Source organism: Amorphoplanes digitatis (assembly GCF_014205335.1).
Lineage (GTDB): Bacteria > Actinomycetota > Actinomycetes > Mycobacteriales > Micromonosporaceae > Actinoplanes > Actinoplanes digitatus.
Genome location: NZ_JACHNH010000001.1, coordinates 3374562 through 3396330 on the forward strand (window position 1 = coordinate 3374562; position 21769 = coordinate 3396330).

The following is a 21769-nucleotide window of genomic DNA, read 5'->3' on the forward strand; positions in this document are numbered from 1 at the left end:
CGCTAGGACAGGGTCGCCTCGTCGGCCGCCGTCTGGCCGGACTCCCAGCCCTCGCGGCTGGCCACCCGGAAGCCCCGGCCCCGCACCGTCGACGGGAACGAGCGGTCCCGGGCCTCGCGGATCCGCACGTCGCGGGAGGCGAGCACGGGCAGCAGCGCGGCCGGGTCGCCGACCTGCTTCAGCGCCGCCCGGCCGGCCTCGGCGAGCCGCTCGCCGATCCGGACCGCGTAGCCGACCAGGAACGACTGCCGGAAGTTCTTGAGCCGGGACCGGCCCGCCTTGCCCCCTGGCGGCTCGGCGCGGGACATCGCCCGGTGCGCCTGCACCAGCAGCGAGGTGTGCAGCAGGTCGACCGCGTCGATGTCGGCGTCGAAGCCGAAGACGGTGGCGAAGCCGAACTCGGGTGACCAGACGACGTGGCAGCGGTTGGCCCGGGCCACGGAGGTGAGCAGCGAGGCCTTCTCGCTCTCGTAGGGGTGATCGACCCCGATGCGCCGGGCGTACGGGATCACGGCCTCGCTGTCGCCGGCCAGCAGGGCCTCGTCGAGGCTGTGCCGCGAGATCAGCTCCTGCGCCTTGGCGGTGTACGCCTCCGCCTCGGCCGGGAACGTGGTGGCCTCGGCCTTGGCCAGCAGCGCGCGTACCCGCTCGAGCCGCGCGTCGTTCCCGGGCGCCCGCCGGGCCGGCGTCGCCTGTCCCGGCGGCGGGACCAGCATCTCGATCGGCGGCAGCCCGGCCAGCAGGCCCAGCAGCGACAGCAGGGCGTCGATGAGCGTGACCCGGTCGACCCGGCGGCGGGCGGTGACCTCCCGCAGGTAGCCGGCGTCGTCGCCCCACCAGTCCCGGGCCTCCAGCTCGACGGCCTGCGCCAGCCAGCGCGCGTCGACCGTCCGGGGCGGGAAGCCGCGCAGGTACGCGGCGACGGCGTCGACGATCAGGTGCGGCTGGACGCCGGTGCCGCGCCGGGCGACGACCCGGTGCAGCTCGGCGGGCTGCCATCCGCCGCGCCACAGCCGGGCGGTGGCGTCGAACAGGGCGGTGGTCAGGGCCGGATCGACGTCGGCCGCCGGGGCGACGGCCAGGGTGTCGAGGCCGTCCTCGTACCCGAGTCGCCCGCCGACGACCGCGCCGATCGTGTCCCGCACCGAATTCACCTGGCCATGATGCCCGGCCGGACCGGGCCGGGCGGTCCAGGGAGGCGCGCGTCACCATCGCCGCGCACCTCCCGGGACCTTTCGCTCATCGGCCGGCGGTCACCAGCTCCGCCGGATCGCGTTCGGGCTCGGCCGGCTCCTCGCGCAGCTTGTCGCCCTCGACGTCGATGTCCGGCAGCAGCCGGTCCAGCCAGCGCGGCAGCCACCAGGCCCGGCGCCCCAGCAGCGTCATCACCGCGGGCACGATGGTCATCCGGACCACGAACGCGTCGAAGAGGATCGCCACGGCCAGCGCGAAGCCGATCGACTTCACCAGCGACTCGGGCGAGAGGATGAAGCCGGCGAAGACGCTGACCATGATGATCGCGGCGGCCGTCACCACCCGGGCGCCGTGCGCGAAGCCGGAGACCACCGCCTGAGTCGGCGCGGCGCCGTGCACGTGCTCCTCGCGCATCCGGCTGACCAGGAACACCTCGTAGTCCATGGCCAGGCCGAAGACGATGCCGATCAGGAAGATCGGCAGCATGCTGATGATCGGGCCGGCCTGGTCGATGCCGAGCGCCGAGTTCAGCCAGCCCCACTGGAAGACCGCGACGACCGCGCCGAAGGTGGCCACCACCGAGAGCAGGAAGCCGGCGATCGCCTTGAGCGGCACCAGCAGCGACCGGAACAACAGCGTCAGCAGCAGGAACGCCAGCACCACGATCACCGACAAGTACGGCAACAGGGCCGAGCCCATCCGGTCGGACATGTCGATGTCGACGGCCGTGGTGCCGGTGACGGACAGGCCCGCACCGACCCGGTCCCGCAGGCCGTCGTCGGTGTCCCGGATGGCGTGCACCAGCGACTCGGTCTCCGCGCTGTCCGGCGCGGAGGACGGGATGACCTGGAGGATCGCGGTGTCCCCGGCCGGGTTGAGGGCCGGCGGGCTGACCGCGACGACGCCGGGCAGGCCCTTGATGACCGCGGCGGCCTCGTCCGCGGCGCCCTTCGGGTCCCGGCTGGTGGCGGCGTCGACCACCACGGTCAGCGGGCCGTTGAAGCCGGCGCCGAACCCGTCGGTCAGCGTGTCGTAGGCCTTGCGCTGGGTGGACTCGGGGCTCGCCATGTTGTCGCCGGGCAGGCCGAGCCGCATGTCGAGGGCGGGGACCGCGAGGACCAGCAGGCCGGTGACGGCGGCGATCAGGATCGCCACCGGGCGCCCGGTCACGAATCGGGCCCAGCGCAGCCCGGCGGTCGGCCGGGCGTCGGAGGCGGCCTCCGGGTCGCGGCCGCGCCGGCCCAGGATCCGCGGGCCGGCGAACCCGAGCAGGGCGGGCAGCAGGGTCAGCGCGATCAGCACGGCGATGACGACGGCGAAGGCCGCCGCGAGCCCCATCTCGGTGAGCACCGGGATGTTCACCACGGCCAGCGCGGAGAGTGCGATGACCACGGTCAGGCCGGCGAAGGTGACCGCGGAGCCGGCGGTCCCGACGGCGCGTGCGGCGGCCTGCTCGCCCGGCCGGCCCAGGGTCAGCTCGTGCCGGTACCGGGACACGATGAAGAGCGCGTAGTCGATGGCCACCGCGATGCCGAGCATCAGCGCCAGCGTCGAGGTGCTGGCGCCGAGGTCGACGAAGCCGGAGGCGATCTGGATGCCCAGCATCGCGGCGGCGACGCCGAGGATCGCGGTCAGCAGCGGTAGCCCGGCGGCCACCAGCGAACCGAACGTCACCACGAGCACCACCGCGGCGACCAGGATGCCGAGCACCTCGGAGTTGCCCGGGCCGCCCTCCTCCTGCATCGCGTCGCCGCCCATCTCCACGGTCAGCCCGGCGTCGCGGCCGGCGCCGGCGGCCGCGGCGAGCGCGTCCCGGTCGTCCTGGGTCAGCGCGGTCGCCGGTACGGCGAAGGTGACCTGCGCGTACGCGACGGTGCCGGCGGGATTGACGGTGCCCCGCAGCGGATCGGTGACCGTCACCACGTCCGGGACGCCCTCGAGCCGCGCGACGGTCGCCGCGATCGCGGCCTTGTTGGCGTCGTCGGTGAGCTTCTCCCCGTCCGGCGCGGCGAACACCACGCGGGCCCGCGCGCCGTCGGCCGCGGCGCCGGGGAAGCGCTCGGCGAGCAGGTCCATCGCCTCCTGCGCCTGCGTACCCGGTATGGAGAACTCGTCGGACGTCGGCCCCGACAGCGTCGCCGCGCCGACTCCGAGTAAGGCCAGCGCGGCGAGCCAGAGCGCGAGGATGAGTTTGCGCCGGCGGAAGCTGAACCGGCCGAGCCGGTACAGGTAGGTGGCCATCGGAACTCCAGGGTCGGGGGGAGCTGACCCTTGAACGATCACCGAAATCGGCCTCCGGCGCGTCGTCCGCGTGCAGGTCGTCCGCATACCGTCGGCGCGGTACTCCGGGCACCGCGTACTGCGTCAGGACGACGCGGCGCCGCCGCGTCGCCTGATCGAGTGAGGCACGATCCGCCTCGGATCACCATGCTGGACGGGTGAGTTCCGACGGGACCCGAGCCGGGCAGCGTGAGCCGCTGCTGAGGCTGAGCTGCTACGCATCGGGAATAGCCAGCGCCCTGGCCGTCAACGTGACCTCCGGCGACTACGGTTGGCGATCCGTCGCCGTCGCGCTGCTGGTGGCAGGGGTCGCGGTGGTGAGCTGGGTGTTGCGACGCAAGGTGCTGCCCGAATCGCGCATCGGCCTCCTCGCCCCGACGGTCCTGCTCGCGCTCGCCCTGCTCGCCGCGCTCGCGGCGCTCGTGGAGGCCTGGACCGTGCCCGCTTCACTGGTCGCCGTCGGCCTCGTGGTCACCGCGATCCTCGTGCCCACCGAATTCGAGGCGGTCTGGCGCCTCCTGATCGGTGCGGCCGTCGTCGGCGGCAGCGTGGCGGAGATCGGCATGGGCATGGCCCTGCTCCGCAGGGAGAACCTCGCGCTCAGCGTGGCCTCCGTCGGCGAGATCCCCGGCGGCAACACTCTGCTCGGCGCGTTCGTCGTCTGCTTCGGGGTGCTGACACCCTGCATCGGAGTCGCGATCATCCGCTTCCCCGCCGGTGTGCGGTGCATCGCCCTCGACGCGGGCGGAGCCTTCGCCGGCGAGCGGTTCTTTCGCCCTCGCGACATCGTGGGGGTCGGCTGGTCGATCCTTCGCGACGGCGTGCTCTCGGCCGGCGTGCTTCTCGGCGCGGACGCCCTGCGTCGCAGCGGAGCTATCGAACGGGCGGTGCTCGCCCTGACGCGATGGAGCCAGACGCCGGCAGCGGCGAGGCATCCCGGCGGCCGTACGGGCTGAATGCCGGCCGGCCTTGAGATTTCACCCTTGTTACAACTACCGTGGTCGATGCATGGGAGCGCTCCCACGTCCATCCCCAGGAGTTGTCGAATGCGCTTGAGAATCCTCGCGACCGCCGGTGTCGTGGTCGCGGCAACGGCCGTGATCTGGCCCGGATCCGCCTCCGCCGCCGAATCCCCCTACTACACGGACCCGCAGACCAGCGCCGCCAGATGGGTCGCCGCCAATCCCGGCGACTCCCGCGCCGCGGTGATCCGCGACCGGATCGCGAGCGTCCCGCAGGGGCGCTGGTTCACCCAGAACAACACCGCGACGGTCGCCGCCGAGGTGGACGCGTTCGTCGGCGCGGCCGCCGCGGCCGGCAAGACGCCGATCATGGTCGTCTACAACATCCCCAACCGCGACTGCAGCGGCGCGAGCTCCGGCGGCATGCCGAACCACACGGCGTACCGGCAGTGGATCGATCAGGTCGCCGCCGGGCTCAAGGGGCGGGCCGCGGCCGTCATCCTCGAGCCGGACGTGTTGCCGATCATGACGAACTGCCTCTCCCAGGCGCAGCAGCAGGAGGTCTACACCTCCATGGCGTACGCGGGCAAGAAGCTCAAGGCCGGTTCGGGCGCCGCCAAGGTCTACTTCGACGCCGGTCACTCGGCCTGGCTGTCGGCCTCGGAGATGGCGGCCCGGCTGGTGCGGGCGGACGTCGCGAACAGCGCGGACGGCATCTCGGTGAACGTCTCCAACTACCGCACCAACGCGGAGTCGATCCCGTACATCAGGAACGTCATCGCCGCGACCGGCGACTCCAGCCTCAAGGGCGTCATCGACACCAGCCGCAACGGCAACGGGCCGGCGGGCAGCGAGTGGTGCGACCCGGCCGGGCGCGCGATCGGCATTCCGAGCACCAACCAGGTCTCCGACTCGATCCTGGACGCGTACCTGTGGATCAAGCTGCCCGGCGAGGCCGACGGCTGCATCGCCGGTGCCGGCCAGTTCGTGCCGCAGCGCGCCTATGACCTGGCGATCGCGGCGGGCCCGGTCACGACGCCGCCGACGACGGCTCCGACGACCCCGCCGACCACTCCGCCCACCACGCCTCCGACGACGCCGCCGACCACCCCGCCGACCACCCCGCCCACGACGCCGCCGGCCGGTGGCGCCTGCACGGTCGCGTACACGGCGAACGCCTGGTCGAACGGCTTCACCGCCGATGTCAAGATCACTAACAACCGCGCCGCGCTCACCGCGTGGACGCTCACCTTCACCGTCCCGGCCAACGTCACCCTGGCGAGCGGCTGGAGCGGCGTCTGGTCGCAGTCGGGCACCACGATCACCGTGCGCAACGCGGCGTGGAACGGCAACCTCGGTGCCGGCGCGAGCGTCAGCGCGGGCTTCCAGGCGAGCTTCACCGGCTCCGCGCCGGCGAACCCGACCGGCTACGCGCTGAACGGCGTCGCGTGCTGATCCGGCTGGCGGCGGCCGGCACCCTGCTGGTGGGTGCCGTGCTCGCCGCCGTGACCCCGGCGGCGGCCGCGACCGCCTGCGACGTCGTGTACACCGTCAACCAGTGGAGCACCGGCTTCACCGCCGACGTGCGGGTGACAAACAACGGCGCGCCGATCAACGGCTGGGTGGTGACCTGGGCCTTCACCGGCAACCAGCAGGTCACCAACGGCTGGAACGCCCAGGTGACCCAGTCCGGCAGCGCGGTGCGGGCGGCCGCGCCGTCGTACAACACCACCCTGGCGACCGGGGCCTCGACCGGCTTCGGCTTCCAGGGCACGTACTCGGGCACCAACACCGCGCCGGCGTCGTTCGCGCTCAACGGCGTGACCTGCAACGGCGCCCCGCCGCCGACGACAACCCCGCCCACAACCCCGCCCACAACCCCGCCCACGACGCCACCGACCAGCACGCCGCCCAACCCGGGCGGATGCACGTCCGGTGCCCGGTGCGACGGCTTCGAGGGCACGCAGGCCGACTGGGCGGTGACCTATCCGGACTGCTCGGGAGTGGGCAAGGCGGTCTTCGACACCGCGGTCGCGCACGGCGGCGGCACCTCGCTGCGGATCGACGGCGCGGCCGGCTACTGCAACCACGTCTTCGTCCGCAACACGGCGCTGCTGCCGGCGGCGGGATCGGCGTTGTTCGTGCGCTACTGGGTGCGGCACACCACCGCGCTGCCCGCCGCGCACGTCACCGCGATCGCCCTGCGCGACGCAAACGACGGCAACCGGGACCTGCGCTTCGGCGGCCAGAACGGCGCACTGCAATGGAACCGGGCCTCCGACGACGCGACGCTGCCCGAGCAGAGCCCGGCCGGGGTCGCGCTGTCGGCCCCGCTGCCGGTCGGCGCCTGGAACTGCGTCGAGTTCAAGGTCGACGGCCGTGACGGGACGATGCAGACCTGGCTGAACGGGACCTCCGTGCCGGGCCTGCTCGAGGACGGTGTGCCGACGCACGACATCGACGGCCAGTGGCTGAACCGGACCTGGCGACCCGCCCTCACCGATCTGCGGCTGGGCTGGGAGAGCTACGGCGAGGGCGCGGACACGCTCTGGTACGACGACCTCGCGGTGGGCACCACGCGCGCCGGCTGCTGATTCGGCGGCCGGTACACCGGCGGCGGCGCGGGCAGCAGCGGCCCGCGCCGCCGTCCGGTGTTTCTGGCCGAAACGGGGCAAGGTCGCCGCGGCGTGTCACTCTTGGTGCGGGAGGGGGCCGCCATGTCCTTCGAGTACGCGGGCGCCACGGTCGAGATCGTCGACGCCGCCACCATCCTCGCCGCCGCGCGGGTCAACCCGGTCGAGCTGCTGCGCCGGGCCGTGTTCCCGGCGCCGGTCAGCGGCGCCGAGCTGACCGTGACCAGCGCGGACACCGGCTCGGGGCCGGTGCACGTCTTCGTCGCGGAGATCCGCGCCGACGGCGCCGACGGGCCGAGCAAGGAGCGCCTGCGGGCGATCGTGCTCGGCAACGTCCCGGTCGGCCCGCTGCTGGCGAAGCGGATCGCCGCCGGCGACGTGGTCACCACCCGGATCGTGGACGAGGTCGGCGCGGCGGCCTTGGCGGCGTACCGGAAACTCGGTCTTGATCGTCCGGCCGGGCCCGCCGCCGAGCGTGAGCCCGGCGCGGTCCTGGCCGACGCCGCGGCCGGGATGCAGGCGACGGTCGGCTACGAGCGCGAGGGCGTGGTGCGGCTGCGCGCGGAGGTCGCCCGTGACGAGGTGCGGCCCGAGCATCTCGAGGCGATGGTCCGGCTGATGCTGCACGCCGTGGTCGAGCTGCTCGGCCCGGAGGCCGGCGAGCGGCCGCTGGCCGGCCGGCGCTACCTGGTCAGCCGGGAGACCATTCCCCGGGTCGCGACGACCACCCAGACGGTCACCCTCGACCAGGTCGGCGGCCTGGCGGACCTGGTCGCGGAGCTGCGGCAGATCGCGGTGTCGTTCCGGCACCCGGAGGCGATGGCCCGGTGGGGCGCGCGCCGGCCGCAGGGCATCCTGATGTACGGCCCGCCGGGAACCGGCAAGACCATGCTGTCGCGCGCGCTCGCCAACGAGATCGGCGCCGACTTCCGCGAGGTCCGCACGCCGGAGATCCTCGACAAGTGGCTGGGCGGCTCGGAGCGCAACATCAAGCAGATCTTCCGCGACGCCCGGCGCTACCGGGAGCCGACGCTGATCCTCTTCGACGAGTTCGACTCGATCATCAGCTACGCGGGCTCGGGCGGCGACGCGGCGAGCCAGGCGATCAACGCGGTCGCGGGCATCTTCAAGCAGGAGATGAACGACCTGATCGAGGCGAACCCGAACGTCATCGTGGTGGCGACGACGAACTTCCCGCACCGGGTCGACGACTCGCTGATCCGCTCGGGCCGCTTCGACGTCAAGATCTCGGTGCCGCGTCCGGACGAGGCGAGCCGGGCGGAGATCTTCCGCAAGATGATCGCGCAGCTCGTCGCGGTGTACGAGGAGCCGGGCTTCACCATGTTCGCGGACGGGGTCGACGTGGCCGAGCTGGCCCGGCTGAGCCACGGCATGACCGGCGCGGACATCAAGGAGGTGCTGCGCCGGGTGCAGCTCGCCAAGGCGATGCAGGACGCCCGCACCGGCGGGATGGTCGGGCCGATCAGCCAGGACGAGCTGCGGGCGAGCATCACCGAGCTGTCGACGCAGCGCTGAGGCAGGTCCGCCAGGCGGACCATCTGTTTCCAAGACATAGCCGCACCCCTATATTGAGCTGACTCCCAGGTGGATCGATGGTCCGTCTGGTGGACCAGTCTCGAGAGGGGAACGGCGATGGAGGTCCCGCGCAGAGACGTACTCAGGGGCGTGGCCGTCACGGCCGCCGCCACGGCACTGACCCAGCTGCCCGCCGCCGGCGCGGAGGCGGCGGCCGCCGCCGGGTCCTGCACCACGCCCGGCGGCACGGACTTCCCGAAGGTCGGCGGCAACTACGGCAACCAGAACTACTCGGCCCTGCGCGGCATCCACCGGGGCAACCTGCGCCGCCTCGGCGCGGCCTGGGTCAACCGCATCGAGGGCGGCCTGACCACCGGCACCAACCAGAGCACCACGGTCGCCGTCGGCGGCGTGCTCTACATCGAATCGGCGCTGGGCAACGTCTTCGCCGTCGACGGAGGCACCGGCGAGACGAAGTGGAAGTACACGCAGACCCGCGGGCCGGTCACCCGGCGCGGCGTCGCCGTCGGCCAGGGCCTGGTGTTCACCCACGGCCGGGGCAACTGGATCATCGCGCTGGACCAGGAGACGGGCGCGGTGGCCTGGGAAAGACAGATCACCGGGTACGGCAACATGGAGAAGGTCGCGATCACCCACCACGACGGCCTGCTGCACGTCGGCACCCACGACAGCGCGCGGGCGGCGGCGCTGGCGCTGAGCGCCACGGACGGCTCGCTGGTCTGGAACTTCTGGGGCACGCCGGGCCCGGGCGAGTTCGGCAACGACACCTGGGAGGGCGACTCCTGGCAGACCGGCGGGGCGACACCGTGGATACACCCGGCCCTCGACCCCGAGCTGGGCCTGGTCTACTGGACCTTCGGCAACGTCCGCGGCAACAACTCGTCGCAGGACGGCTCCGGCCGCGGCGGGCAGAACCTGTTCTCCAGCTCGATCGTGGCGCTGGAGATCGCGACCGGGAAGTACCGCTGGCACTTCCAGTCGATACACCACGGCATCTGGGACATGGACAACGTGATGGCGCCGGTCCTGGCCGACGTCCGCATCCGCCGGCGGATGCGCAAGATCGTGGTGTACGGCAGCAAGTCGGGGATGTACTTCATCCTCGACCGCACCGACGGGTCCGCGCCGCTGGGCATCGACGAGGTGCCGGTGCCGCAGGAGCCGCGCCAGAAGACCTGGCCGACGCAGCCGTTCCCGCGCCAGGGGCCGTGGACCGAGACCCGCGTGGTGGACCAGCCGCTGGGCACCTCGGTGCCGGGCGACCCGAACAGGGCGGTGCCCAACTACGTGCGGGGCGCGCTGTACGACCCGCACTGGGACGTGCCGGTGCTGTCCATACCCGGGCACGGCGGGGGAGCGGACTGGAACCACCAGTCGTACAGCCACAGCACCGGCCTGGTGTACACCGGCTTCGGCTACGTCGCCGCGGCGCACTCGCTGACCGAGGCGAGCAACGGGCTGCGCCCGCCGGGCGAGTACCAGACGGGCGGCGTGGTGGCGGTCGACCCGGCGACGAACGAGGTGCGCTGGAAGCGGCGGATGCCGTACTCGCTGGCGCACGGCAACGGCGTGCTGAGCACCGCGGGCGACCTGATCTACATCGGGCAGCCCGACGGCAACCTGCTCTGCCTGGACGCCGGCAACGGCCGCGAGCTCTGGCGGTTCCAGACCGGGGCGGCGATCAGCAGCAGCCCGATCATGTACGAGGCCGGCGGGGTGCAGTACCTGGCGGTCTACGCGGGCGGCACCGGGATCCCGTACGGGGACTCCGCGCCGCGCGGCGACTACCTATGGGCCTTCCGGATCGGCGGGAACGTGCCGCCCGCGCCGGCCCCGCCGCCGCCGGTGATCCGCCGGCCGGTCTCCGGCGCGCCGGTCGAGGGGCACACCGTCGGCAACACCGTGGTGCTGGCCCGTACCTACAACCCGGCGACCGGAACGGTGGGCGCCACGGAGTCGACCGCGGTGAACGCGATGGCGCCGACACACCTGCGGGTGCCGGCCGGTACGACCGTGACGTTCGTGAACCCGCCGGACAACATCCAGGTGCACGGCGCGACCCAGTTCTTCGAGGGCCTCTTCGACGTGCGGCTGCGGCCGGGCGAGTCGTTCGCGTACACGTTCGAGCGCCCGGGGGAGTACTTCTTCAACGACAGCTACAGCCCGCGCCCGACGGGGAAGATCGAGGTCTACTGACCCACGGCGCCGATCGGGGTCACCCCGAAATCCGGTGTCGCGGACGGCTTGCCGAAGTGGTAGCCCTGCGCCAGCCGGTAGCCGAGGCGGTGCAGCTCGGCGGCCTGCTCGGCGGTCTCGACGCCCTCGGCGATGGCCGTCAGGCCGAGGCCGGTGCTGACCTGGATCAGGGCGGTGGCGATGACGGCGTGCCGGCCGGCCATGGTGATGTTGTCGACGAACGACTTGTCGACCTTGAGGATGTCGACCGGCACGGTTTGTAGCAGGCCGAGCGACGAGTGGCCGGTGCCGAAGTCGTCGAGCGCGATCGAGACGCCCAGCTCGTTCAGCTCGTTGAGCGCCTGCACCGCGTGGCTGCCGCCGAAGACCGCCGTCTCGGTGACCTCGAGGGTGAGCCGGTCGGCCGCCAGTCCGGTCTGCGCGAGCGTCGCCGAGACGACGCGGGAGAAGCCGGGCTGGGCGAGCTGGCGGGCCGAGACGTTGACGCTCATCTTGTACGGCGCGTGTTCGCCCAGCTCGGTGTGCCAGGCGACGGCCTGTTCGCACGCCGTGCGCAGGATCCAGTCGCCGAGCTCGACGATGAGCCCGTTGCGCTCGGCCGCCGGGATGAACTGGTCCGGCGGGACGAACCCGCGGGTGGGATGCTCCCAGCGGACCAGGGCCTCCACCCCCCGGATCCGGCCGTGCGGCAGCTCGACGATCGGCTGGTAGACCATCCGGAACTGGCCGGCGTCGAGCGCTACGCGCAGCTCGGCGCCGATGCGCGCCTGCTCGTCCGCCTCCTCGTCGAGATTCTCCGCGTAGCGGAAGTAGCCGTTGCCGGAACCCTTGGCCACGTACATCGCCACGTCGGCGCGGCGCAGCACCTCGAACGGGTTGGTGGTGCCGGCGCCGTCGGTGACCCCGATGCTGGCGTTGACCAGCAGCTCGTGATCCTCCACGCGGATCGGGGTGCGCAGCGTCTCGGACAGCCGGGCGACGGTGAGGTCGGCCGGCGCGTCCGTCGCACCCGGCATCATGATCGCGAACTCGTCGCCGCCCATGCGCGCCACGAGCACGTCGTCCTCCAGGGCCGTGACCAGGCGGCCGGCGAGGACCGTGAGAAGCTGGTCGCCGACGGCGTGGCCGAGCCGGTCGTTGACGCCCTTGAAGTCGTCCAGGTCGAGCAGCGCGACCTGCACCGGGCCCTCGCCCAGCGCCGAGCGCAGCACCTGCTCGAGGCGCCGCCGGTTGGCGAGGCCGGTCAGGTCGTCCTCCATCGCGAGGTCCGCGAGCTGGTCCGCCTGCCGCTGCACCTGTGCGACGAAACCGCCCATCCGGAACACGACGAGCAGGAACAGGACGACGGCGGCGGCCGCGATCGCCACGCGGTCGATGTTGTCGCCGCCGATGCCGGGCACGAACAGCAGCGCGGGCGCCAGCAGCGAGCTGACGGCGAGCGTGGCCAGGCGCGACCGGCCGACCCGGGAGTCGCCCGGATGCGGCGACGCCACCCCGGTCGACCGCATCGACGGGTGCAGGGCGGCGGCGCCCCACGCCACGTACGAGAGCAGGAAGGCGGCGTTGAGCAGGTTGCTCTCGTCGTTCTCGGAATAGAGCGAGACCAGCGAGTAGCCCACGTCGCCGACCAGCAGGAACAGGCCGGCCAGGCCCAGCAGATGTGCGCTGACCGTGCGGCGCCCGGCGGAGGTGTACAGGCGGGCCAGCATCGCCAGCAGCAGGACGTCGGCCGCGGGATAGGCCACGCTGATGCCCCGCTCGAGCGCCGAGGCGGTCGAGTCGGCGGCGACCGGGTGCATGACGAACACCCAGAACACCAGGCCGAGCCCGGTGCCGACGACGGCGGCGTCGACCAGGCCGGCGAGATCGCGGCTGGCGCGCACCCGCACCAGCAGGAGCAGGCCGATCACCAGCATCGGGTACGCGACCAGGTAGAAGACGTCGGCGAACGACGGGTACGGCTCCTCGTGGCGGGCGAAGACGTAGTACTCCCAGACCAGGTCACCGACGACCCAGGTGATCTGCCCGGCGGCGAACCAGTACCACATGGCCGGGCGCTCGGGCCGGTGCAGCCGCACGCCGAGCAGGATCGCGAGGCCGGACAGGAGCCCGACCAGGTTGTAGAGGAGGTTGGAGGCGAGGTCGTCCGGGGAGAGCAGGAAGTAGCCGACGGTCAGGGCCGAGCCCGCCACCAGCCAGATCCACCAGAGTCTGTTCTGCCGCACAGTGGGCAATCGACCGGGTACGGGCCCAACTGAGCCCTTCCACTTGTCAGGCGACGCCGGTCACCGCCGCACCGGGGTGGTCAGCGGTGACCTGCGTCACATGATTGTCAGGCCGGCATGGCCCGCTCCACGATCGCCGCGGTGTCCGCGCCCCGGGGCAGCGTGCCGAACGTGTGCCCCCAGTCGCCGCCGAGCCGGCTCGCACAGAACGCGTCCGCCACCGCCGCCGGCGCGTGCCGCACCAGCAGCGAGCCTTGCAGCACCACGGCCATCCGCTCCACGACGCGGCGGGCGTCGGTCTCCAGGTCCTCGCCGTCGCCGAGCAGCGCGGTCAGCCTCGCCGTTGCCGCGTCCAGGCGGGCGTCCGCGCCCGAGGCGGCGGCCACCTCGGCCCGGAACGCGTCCAGGCTGCCCGGGTCGCGGCGCATCGCGCGCAGCACGTCGAGGGCCTGCACGTTCCCGGAGCCCTCCCAGATCGAGTTCAGCGGCGCGTCGCGGTAGAGCCGCGGCAGGCCCGACTCCTCCACGTAGCCGTTGCCGCCCAGGCACTCCAGGGCCTCGCCGACCACCGCCGGCTGCCGCTTGCACACCCAGAACTTGCCGACCGCGATCGCCAGGCGGCCGAACGCGCGTTCCTGCGCGTCGCCGCGTACCCCCCGGTCGACCGCGCCCGCGAGACGCAGCGCGAGCGCCGTCGCGGCCTCGGACTCCACGGCCAGGTCGGCCAGGACGTTGCGCATCAGCGGCTTGCCGATCAGCGGGCCCCCGAACGCGGACCGGTGCCGGGCGTGATGCACCGCCTGCACCAGCGCGGCGCGCATCCCCGAGGCCGACCCGGTCACGCAGTCCAGCCGGGTCATCGAGACCATCTCGATGATCGTCCGCACGCCCTTGCCCTCGTCGCCGACCAGCCAGCCGACCGTGTCGTCGAACTCCGGCTCGCTGCTGGCGTTGCTGCGGTTGCCGAGCTTGTCCTTCAATCGCTGGATGCGGAACGTGTTGCGCTCACCGTCGGGCAGCACCCGCGGTACCAAGAAACAGGAGAGCCCGGCCGGCGCCTGCGCCAGCACCAGGAACAGGTCGCACATCGGCGCGCTGGTGAACCACTTGTGGCCGCGCAGCCGGTAGGTGCCGTCCGCGGCCGGCGTCGCGGTGGTGGAATTGGCCCGGACGTCGGAGCCGCCCTGCTTCTCCGTCATGCCCATGCCGGCCAGCAGGCCCCGCTTGGCGGCGGGCGCGCGCAGGCCGGGATCGTAGGCGCGGGAGGTCAGCAGCGGCTCGTAGACGGCGGCCAGCTCCGGCGCGTTGCGCAGGGCCGGCACGACCGCGTACGTCATCGAGATCGGGCAGGAGTGGCCGGCCTCGACCTGGCTCCAGGTGAACATCCCGGCGGCGCGGGCGACATGCGCGCCGGCCCGCCGGTCCGCCCACGGCGCCGCGGCCAGGCCCTCGCCGACTGCCACCTCCATGAGCCGGTGCCAGGCGGGGTGGAACTCGACCTCGTCGACGCGGTGGCCGTAGCGGTCGTGGGTGACCAGGCGCGGCTCGTGCCGGTTGGCCTCCTCGGCCCAGCGCTGCGGCTCGGAGCCGCCGCCGAACTTGCCGAGCCGGTGCAGGTCGTCGGTCGCCCAGCCGGCGCCCTCGCGGGCGACCCCTTCGAGCAGGGCGGCGTCGGCGGCGATGTCGTGGCCGACCAGCGGCGGCGGCTGGTTGACGACGTCATGGGTAGCGGGAGACATGCGCACAATCTATGGCCCGCGGCCGGCTCAGGACACCGGCGGGGACCAGGTCGCGGCCATCGCGGCGATGCGGTCGGCGACCCCGTCCGGGTCGACCACCTGATGCAGGTGCCGGCCGGTCATCCGCTCGACGGCCCACCCGCGCGCGGCGGCCTCGTTCGCCACCTCCTCGTACGGCGGGCCGAACAGCAGGTAGCCGCACGGCTGGCCGTCCCATCCGCCGGGAACGGGGATCTGCTGCTCGTAGTAGCTCAGCGGCAGCCGCGGCAGCTCTGCCTCGACGGCCTCGCGGGTGGCCCGGTCGGCGAACATCGGGGCGATCTCGGCTTCGTCATACCAGCTCGTCCACGGCGGCAGGACGCCGTCCTCGGCGATCTTCCGCAGGAATTCCTGGTCCTCTGGCCTGGAAACCGGGGTGGGGCCCTGCCGTGCGGGCAGCGCGGCGTCCACGAAGAGGCACCCGGCTACCGGCCTGGTCAGCGCGGCGACGATGACCGGGACGAACAGGCCGGCATTGCTGTGCGCGACGAGCACGACCGGGCGGCCGGGTGCGAGCTCGGCGATCCGTTCGGTGACCAGTTCGGTGACCCTTGGCCAGAACGGTGGCGCGGACCGGGCGACGTTGAGCAGGGAGGGCACCACGACGGTGGCGCCGTGCGCGGTGAGGCGGTCGGCGACCGGTCCCCACGTGGCGGGGCCGACGGACGGGCTGTGTACGAGAACAAAGGCGGCGTCCATGACGCACACGTTCCCGGAAAGCTCGGGTTGTCGCCAGGCGGACACGTCACGCCGTCAGCGAAAACGGGGGGCTAGTTCGGGTGGGCGGGATTCTGAGGTGGGGGATTCGGTTGCGGTGGACGGGTGGGGCCGGGGGTGACCACGCACGGCTTTTTGGACCATTTCTATGCTCGTGCGTGGTCACCCCCGGCCCCACCCTCGCGTGGGAGTCTGTCGCGCCAGGGTCTCGGTTGCTCGCCGCTGGGTGCTGGTTTGGCTTTCGTGTGCACCTTGCGGTGAGGGGTCTGGCTGCCGCGCTGTGGGCGCGGCAGGGAATTTGGTCGGGCTGGCCGGCCTAGGTGGTGGGTCACGCGGCGCACCTCGCCGGTCGCGGCCCGCGACCGAACAGCCCACGAAGCAGCCGACTCAGAATCCCGACCAAGAGACCTCGACCTCCCGTTTCGCTGACGGCGTGACGTGTCCGCCTGGCGACAACCCGCGGTTTCCGGGGGCGTCATGGACGCCCGGCCCTCGGATACCCAAGGGCCGGCGTCGCGGTGTGGGTGACCGGCGAGGTGCGTCGCGTGACCCACCACCCACGCTGGCCAGCCCGACCGAAATCCCCGCCGCGCCCACAGCCCGGCAGCCAGACCTCCCACCGCAAGGTGCAAACCAAAGCCCCACCAGGCACCCACCGGTGAGCAACCGAGACCCTGGCGCGACAGACTCCCATGCAAGGGTGGGGCCGGGGGTGACCACGCACGAGCATAGAAACGGTCCAAAGAGCCGTGCGTGGTCACCCCCGGCCCCACCCGTCCACCGCAACCGAATCCCACCCACACCCGCAGACGACGACGCCCGGCCCTCGCGTGCCGAGGGCCGGGCGTTGTTCGTGTGGGTGTGTCAGCTGTCCTGGAGGTTTCGGTCGGCGAGCAGCTGCGCGCGCTGGGGCCAGGTCGGCAGGCTCGCCGACGAGCGGATCCCGGCCGCCGCGATCGCGGCCCGGAGGGCGGCCTCGTCGCTGGCGGCGAGCTGGGAGTAGGTGGTGATGCCGGCGCTCTGCAGCGCGCTCGCCATCTTCGGGCCGATGCCCTCGATGCGGGTGAGGTCGTCGGGGGTCGCGGCCTCGGGGGTCCGTTGTGCCGGCACCGTCTCCGCCCGGGCCTCGACCGGCGCGTCGGCGATCGGCAGCGTGGCCACGGCGGCGGGTTCGGCCTCGACGACTACGGGTGCCGGCTCGGCTGCGACGGGCTCGGCCTCGACTACTACGGGCTCGGCTACGACGGGCTCGGCTACGACGGCGACGGGCTCGGCTACGACGGGCTCGGCTACGACGGCGACGGGCTCGGTTTCCGCGGCGACAGGCTCGGCTTCCACGGCGACAGGCTCGGTCTCTGCGGCGGCGGGTGCCGGCTCCGTGGCGAGGTTGCCGGCGAAGCCGTTCTGCTCGCGGGTGGCGAGCAGGCGGGCCTGAGCCGGCCACGTCGCCAGGTTCGGGGCGGAGCGCAGGCCGGCCGACTTGATCGTGGAGCGCAGGGTTTCGACGTCGGTGTCGCCGAGCTTGCGGAAGGTGGTGATGCCGGCGGCGGCCAGGGCGGCGGCCGCCTTCGGGCCGACGCCCTCGATGAGGACGAGCTTGTCCGGGGCGGTGACCTGCGCGGCAACCGGCTCGGCAACGACGACCGGCTCGGGCTCGGCGATGGGCTCCGGTTCCGTCACGGGCTCGGCAACGGCCACCGGCTCGGGCTCCGCGACGGGCTCGGGCGCCGCGATGGGCTCGGCAACGGCGACGGGCTCGGGTTCCGCGACCGGCTCCGGCTCTGCGGCAGGCTCGGCAGCCACGACGGGCTCGGCGGCGGCGACGGGCTCCGGGTCCGCGACGGGCTCGGCGGCGGCGACGGGCTCCGGGTCTGCGACGGGCTCGGCGGCCGCGACGGGCTCGGCCTCGGCGACGGGCTTGGGCTCGGCGGCGGGCTCGGTGGGAGAGGTCGCGACGTCGGCCGGCGACTGCGCGGAGCGGCGGGCGAGGATGCGACCCCGGACCAGCCAGCCCACGAGCAGGAGCACGAGCAGTGCGGCAACTATGGAAAGGAGCGATGCCACGGCATGGCCTCCGAAGACAGGGATCGAGATGTAGCGCGCAGCTTTGCACATCTCGATACCGCACCCACCACGGCGTGCCGTATTCGTGACCCCGAGCGGGTGAATTCGCCCGTCTGGTCAGGTGTGCGGCCGGAGCAGGGTGATCCGGTTCGCGCCGAGTTCGGTGACGTACAGGTTTCCGGTCGCGGTGTCCTGGGTGACGTCGAGCGGCTGGCTGAAGCCGGTCAGGCCGTCGAGGCCGGTGGTGCGGTTGGTCAGTGTGCCGTTCGGGGCGACGTCGAACGTCTCGATGTCCTGTCCCGCCGAGTAGCGGACCACGAGTAGCTTGCCGTCCAGGGCGCCGCCGCGGTACTCGATGGCGCCGTCGGCCGAGGCGTGCAGGCCCGCGTCGTAGGTGCCGGCCAGGTCGAAGGCGGGGTCCGGCAGCGTGCCGACGGGGTACGCGCCGACCTGGAACGCGTCGGTGCCCGCGGTCGGGTTGCCGCCGGCCAGCACCCACTCGCAGCGCAGCGGATTCGGGTGGCCGTAGTAGCGGCCCGGCTTCACGTCGAACACGTAGTCGGTCTCGGCGGTGGGCACATTGGTCAGCGCCGGCACGGCCGGCCCGGTGTAGCCGCGGCGGGCGCACGACGCGGGCAGCGGGGTGGGGGTGGCGGGGGTGTTGCCGCCCGCGGCCGAGCCGTTGGTGGGTGCGTACAGGTGGCCGTTGCGGTGCCAGACCAGGTCGAAGGCGTTGCGGACGCCGGTCGCGTAGAGGGTCAGGGGTGCGCCGGCGGCGTACGGGTCGTAGGCGCCGCCGTCGGCGGTCCGCACGTCGATCGGCGTACCGGTGAAGGCCGCCGGGTCGAGTCGCAGCACCGCCGCGCTGAGCAGCTGCTCGGGCCGGTTTCCCCAGGTGGAGTCGGCGGCGCCCATCGCGTTGTTGGCGCCCTGCGAGACGTAGAGCGCGCCGTCGGGTCCGAAGGCGAGCGAGTTCGTCTCGTGGTCCTTGACCGAGCGTGGCAGGTTGATCACGATTGGCGTGTAGGTGCCCAGGTCCGTGCCGCTGAGCCGGCCGATGCGGCCCGACCAGTCCGGCACGTTCAGCGGCCCGACGTACTCGTAGTTGTCGGTCACCCAGAGGTTGCCCGCGGGGTCGAAGGCCATGCCGATCACCGTGCGGGCCGGAGCGCCGGGCAGGCCCAGCGCCGCCGCGTTGTCGCGTACCGCGGTGATGGTCGTCGCCGTGCCGAGAGTGCCGTCGGGGTTGATCGCGAAGCGCAGGATGCGCCCGTCGAGGGTGCCCGCGTAGAGACGGCCGTCGGGGCCCTTGACCACCGTCGTGAAGGGTGCGCCGGTGGCGACGCCGACGACCTTGTCGAAACCGGGGCCGCCGGGACCGGTGCCGGCCCCGGTCGTGAAGACGATCGAGTACGGGGTGAAGGCGCGCCCGCTCACGTCGCGCACCCCTGAGGTCAGGGTGAAGCGGTACGCGGTGTTCGCCGCCAGCGGGGAGGTGGGTGAGAGGTTGACGACGTCGCCGCCGCCGCTGGTGATCGTGGTGGCGGGCACCGTCGCGCCGTCGGTGACCCGGGTCAGCGTCACGGTCGAGCCGGTCAGCGTCGCCTGGTCGACGCCGCCGTTGGGTAGCACCAGGTCCTCGACCACGCTGGTGGTCGGCGGCACGCCGGTGGCGCCGTTCGCGGGGGTGCTGGTCCGTACCCCGGGCAGGGCGCCGGCGGCCGGGACGCTGGCCACGTCCACGTAGTTGAACTTGGTGTTGGTGCCGCCGGTCGCGCTGAGCGTGAGCCGTCCGTCGGCGACCGTGACCGTCCGCGTCGCGGTCGCGTGCCTGGTGGACACGGTCGGCGCGAAGGCGGCGACGGCGTTCTGGTCCTCGATGCCGAGCCAGTGCACGCTGTCGAGCGCGGTGCCGGCGTCGCCGACCGCCGCCGTCACCGTGTAGGTGCCGTTCGGCACGGCCGCCTCCCAGGAGCCGGGCGTGGTCACGCCGGCCGAGCCGGCGGGCAGCTGGGCGTGCATCAGCGTGGCGAGCCGCACGTCGGCCTGCCCGGCCGCCGGGTTCCGGTTGCGGCCGTTGCCGGCGAGGCTCAGCGGCGTCGTCGTGCCCGGCTGCACCCAGCCGTATCCGCGGGCGGCCGCGAACGCGTCGCCGGAGTCGCGCACGTAGCCGGCCGGCGGCGCGGTGGCGGCGTCGGAGAAGTTCACCCGCAGGGTGAAGGCCGCCGGGGTCGCGGTGACTGTCGCGGACCGCGCGGACTCCGTGCCCGCGGTGTCCACCGCGGTGACGGCGTAGCCGTACGCGGTCCCGTTGGCGACCGCGGTGTCCAGCCACGACGGCCGGGCCAGCGGCGCCGGGCCGGAGGCGAGCGCGCCGCCCCGGTAGACGCGGTAGCCGGCGAGGTCGGCCGCGGCCGACGCCGTCCAGGCGAGCGCGACCTGCGAGTCACCGGGCGTCGCGGTCAGGCCGGCCGGCGTCGCGGGCGGCCCGACCCGGGCGATCTCCACATAGTTCAGCTTGGTGTTGGTGCCGCCGACCGCGTCGAGGGTCAGCCGGCCGTCGCTGACCGGCACGGTCGCGGTGGCGGTGCGGAACTCGGCCGCGGCGGTCGAGACGAACCCGGAGACCACGGCGACGCCCTCTGCCCGGATCGTGTGCGAGCTGTCGTACGGGGCCCGGTCGCCGACCGCGACGGTCACCTGGTAGGTGCCGGCCGGCACCGCGTACTCCCAGGCGCCCGGCGTCGCCACGCCGGCGGTGCCGCCGACGTCGCCGTACTGGAGGTGGATGAGGGTGTTGAGCCGCGGGTCGATGCCGGCCCGCGCGCGGTCGCGGGTGTTGCGGGTCAGGTCCAGCGGGTCGTGGGTGCCGGCGACCACCCAGCCGGACCCGCGCGCCGCGTCGAACGCCAGGCCCGTGTCGGCGGTGTACCCGGCCGGCACCGTCGACGCCGCGGGCTGGAAGTTGATCTTCGCGACGGGTGTCACGGCGGCGCGCGCGGGCGCCACCGCGGCGAACGGCGCGGCCAGCGCGGCCAGTGCGGCCAGCGCCACGATCCACAGACGACGATGCACGGCGATCCCCCAGACCGGCCCTCACCGGACCGGTGTCACGCTCGCACGATCATGGCCCTGTGGAATCTGTCAGGAATCCGTCGAAGTCATATCCGCAGCTCAGGCCGGGAGGCGTTTGGTCCGTGCCCGATCACTGCGCGGGAACACCGAGACCTGGCCAAATGCGTGGATCAGCGGTGCCGCCGGGCGATCGCGTACAGATCGCGGGCCGGGCCGATGAGCTGGTCGCCGGCCGGCCAGACCGCGCGCAGGTGCCGCTGCATCGGCATCGCCGTCGGCACCGCGACCAGCGTGCCGGCGGCCAGGTCGGCGGTGACGGCCAGCGAACTGAGCACCGCCGCGCCGCTGCCCGCCGCGACCGCGTGCTTGATCGCCGTCGTCGACGACAGCTCCAACAGCGGTGCCTCCGCCGTCAGCGGCCGTAGCGACTCCTCGAACGCGCGCCGGGTGCCCGAGCCCGCCTCCCGCGACACCAGCGGGGTCGCGGCCAGCTCGGCCGCGGTGACGCCGCGCCGCCGCCTCGACCAGGGATGACCCGGCGCAACGACGACCACCAGCCGGTCGGCGGCGACGGCCTCGGCGTGCAGCCCGGCCGGCACGTCCGGGCCCTCGACGAAGCCCAGCTCCACCTCGCCCGCGAGGACCGCCGCGGCCACCTCGGCGGAGTTCGCCGCCCGCAGCGTCACGCTCAGCCCGGGATGCCCGGACCGCAGCGCGACCAGCCACGCGGGCAGCAGATACTCCGCGACGGTCTGGCTGGCGGCCACCGCGAGCCGGCTCTCGTGGCTGGTGCGCAGCGCGGCGGCGCCGGCGGCCAGGGCGTCGGCCGCGTCGACGGCCGCCCGCGCCCAGTCGGCGACCAGGGCGCCGGTGCCGGTCAGGGTCGAGCCGCGCGGCGAACGGTGCAGCAGGGTCAGCCCGAGCCGGCGTTCCAGCTCACGCAGGCGGGCGCTGGCGGCCGGCTGGGAGATGCGGTGCGCGGCCGCCGCCCGGCCGACACTGCCCAGCCGGGCGACGCTGAGCAGCAGGTCGAACGGGGTGAGGTCGGTGACCTGCGGCGGCAGAGGCATAACCGCAGCCTATGACGC

The 21769-nt window shown here is 73.3% G+C and carries 13 protein-coding genes; 5 read left to right on the forward strand and 8 right to left on the reverse strand.

All coding sequences use genetic code 11. From position 1 onward, the window contains the following. Window positions 1-2: 2 nt before the first annotated feature. Both BJ971_RS14590 and BJ971_RS14595 read right to left on the reverse strand, forming a co-directional pair. The gene (locus tag BJ971_RS14590) at window positions 3-1154 is read right to left on the reverse strand and encodes a DUF2786 domain-containing protein (protein WP_239087301.1); all 1152 of its coding nucleotides are present in this window, start codon (window positions 1152-1154) and stop codon (window positions 3-5) included. An 85-nt stretch (window positions 1155-1239) separates the two neighbouring features. Beyond that, the gene (locus tag BJ971_RS14595) at window positions 1240-3435 is read right to left on the reverse strand and encodes an MMPL family transporter (RefSeq protein WP_184993415.1); all 2196 of its coding nucleotides are present in this window, start codon (window positions 3433-3435) and stop codon (window positions 1240-1242) included. Between the two features lie 197 nt (window positions 3436-3632). On the opposite strand from BJ971_RS14595, the gene BJ971_RS14600 reads away from it, so the two are divergent. The 5 genes from BJ971_RS14600 to BJ971_RS14620 all read left to right on the forward strand — a co-directional run bounded on the left by BJ971_RS14600 (window position 3633) and on the right by BJ971_RS14620 (window position 10822). Continuing rightward, on the forward strand, window positions 3633-4430 hold the full coding sequence (locus BJ971_RS14600; RefSeq protein ID WP_184993417.1) for a hypothetical protein: 798 nt from the start codon (window positions 3633-3635) through the stop codon (window positions 4428-4430). A gap of 90 nt (window positions 4431-4520) precedes the next feature. Then, complete coding sequence (locus BJ971_RS14605) at window positions 4521-5891, forward strand: glycoside hydrolase family 6 protein (protein WP_184993419.1); 1371 nt, start codon at window positions 4521-4523, stop codon at window positions 5889-5891. After that, on the forward strand, window positions 5885-7030 hold the full coding sequence (locus BJ971_RS14610) for a cellulose-binding domain-containing protein (RefSeq protein ID WP_184993421.1): 1146 nt from the start codon (window positions 5885-5887) through the stop codon (window positions 7028-7030). Before BJ971_RS14605 ends, BJ971_RS14610 begins: the two co-directional genes overlap by 7 nt. 123 nt (window positions 7031-7153) lie before the next feature. Next, a complete protein-coding gene (locus BJ971_RS14615) occupies window positions 7154-8605 on the forward strand; it encodes an ATP-binding protein (protein WP_184993423.1) in 1452 nt (483 codons plus the stop codon). A 150-nt stretch (window positions 8606-8755) separates the two neighbouring features. Next, window positions 8756-10822 carry an outer membrane protein assembly factor BamB family protein gene (locus BJ971_RS14620; protein ID WP_203709184.1) on the forward strand — a complete coding sequence of 689 codons (2067 nt, stop codon included), beginning with the start codon at window positions 8756-8758 and terminating at the stop codon, window positions 10820-10822. Here BJ971_RS14620 and BJ971_RS14625 read toward each other — a convergent pair. The 6 genes from BJ971_RS14625 to BJ971_RS14650 all read right to left on the reverse strand — a co-directional run bounded on the left by BJ971_RS14625 (window position 10816) and on the right by BJ971_RS14650 (window position 21751). After that, the gene (locus tag BJ971_RS14625) at window positions 10816-13047 is read right to left on the reverse strand and encodes a putative bifunctional diguanylate cyclase/phosphodiesterase (protein WP_184993427.1); all 2232 of its coding nucleotides are present in this window, start codon (window positions 13045-13047) and stop codon (window positions 10816-10818) included. The genes BJ971_RS14620 and BJ971_RS14625 overlap by 7 nt on opposite strands. Before the next feature lie 107 nt (window positions 13048-13154). Next, window positions 13155-14786 carry an isovaleryl-CoA dehydrogenase gene (locus BJ971_RS14630; RefSeq protein WP_184993429.1) on the reverse strand — a complete coding sequence of 544 codons (1632 nt, stop codon included), beginning with the start codon at window positions 14784-14786 and terminating at the stop codon, window positions 13155-13157. Window positions 14787-14813: 27 nt separating this feature from the next. Further along, window positions 14814-15524, reverse strand: a complete 711-nt coding sequence (locus tag BJ971_RS14635; protein ID WP_184993431.1) for an alpha/beta hydrolase — start codon at window positions 15522-15524, stop codon at window positions 14814-14816. A gap of 882 nt (window positions 15525-16406) precedes the next feature. After that, the gene (locus tag BJ971_RS42655; RefSeq protein WP_239087300.1) at window positions 16407-17606 is read right to left on the reverse strand and encodes a helix-hairpin-helix domain-containing protein; all 1200 of its coding nucleotides are present in this window, start codon (window positions 17604-17606) and stop codon (window positions 16407-16409) included. A gap of 117 nt (window positions 17607-17723) precedes the next feature. Then, window positions 17724-20681: an Ig-like domain-containing protein gene (locus tag BJ971_RS14645; protein ID WP_239087299.1), complete on the reverse strand. Its 2958-nt coding sequence runs from the start codon at window positions 20679-20681 to the stop codon at window positions 17724-17726. A 170-nt stretch (window positions 20682-20851) separates the two neighbouring features. Continuing rightward, window positions 20852-21751 carry a LysR family transcriptional regulator gene (locus tag BJ971_RS14650; RefSeq protein ID WP_184993433.1) on the reverse strand — a complete coding sequence of 300 codons (900 nt, stop codon included), beginning with the start codon at window positions 21749-21751 and terminating at the stop codon, window positions 20852-20854. Window positions 21752-21769 lie beyond the last annotated feature (18 nt).

Coding starts and splice junctions, on each gene's coding strand:
- BJ971_RS14595 (WP_184993415.1), bottom strand. CDS start 3,435: ATGGCCACCTACCTGTACCGGCTCGGCCGGTTCAGCTTCCGCCGGCGC.
- BJ971_RS14605 (WP_184993419.1), top strand. CDS start 4,521: ATGCGCTTGAGAATCCTCGCGACCGCCGGTGTCGTGGTCGCGGCAACG.
- BJ971_RS14615 (WP_184993423.1), top strand. CDS start 7,154: ATGTCCTTCGAGTACGCGGGCGCCACGGTCGAGATCGTCGACGCCGCC.
- BJ971_RS14630 (WP_184993429.1), bottom strand. CDS start 14,786: ATGTCTCCCGCTACCCATGACGTCGTCAACCAGCCGCCGCCGCTGGTC.
- BJ971_RS14635 (WP_184993431.1), bottom strand. CDS start 15,524: ATGGACGCCGCCTTTGTTCTCGTACACAGCCCGTCCGTCGGCCCCGCC.
- BJ971_RS14650 (WP_184993433.1), bottom strand. CDS start 21,751: ATGCCTCTGCCGCCGCAGGTCACCGACCTCACCCCGTTCGACCTGCTG.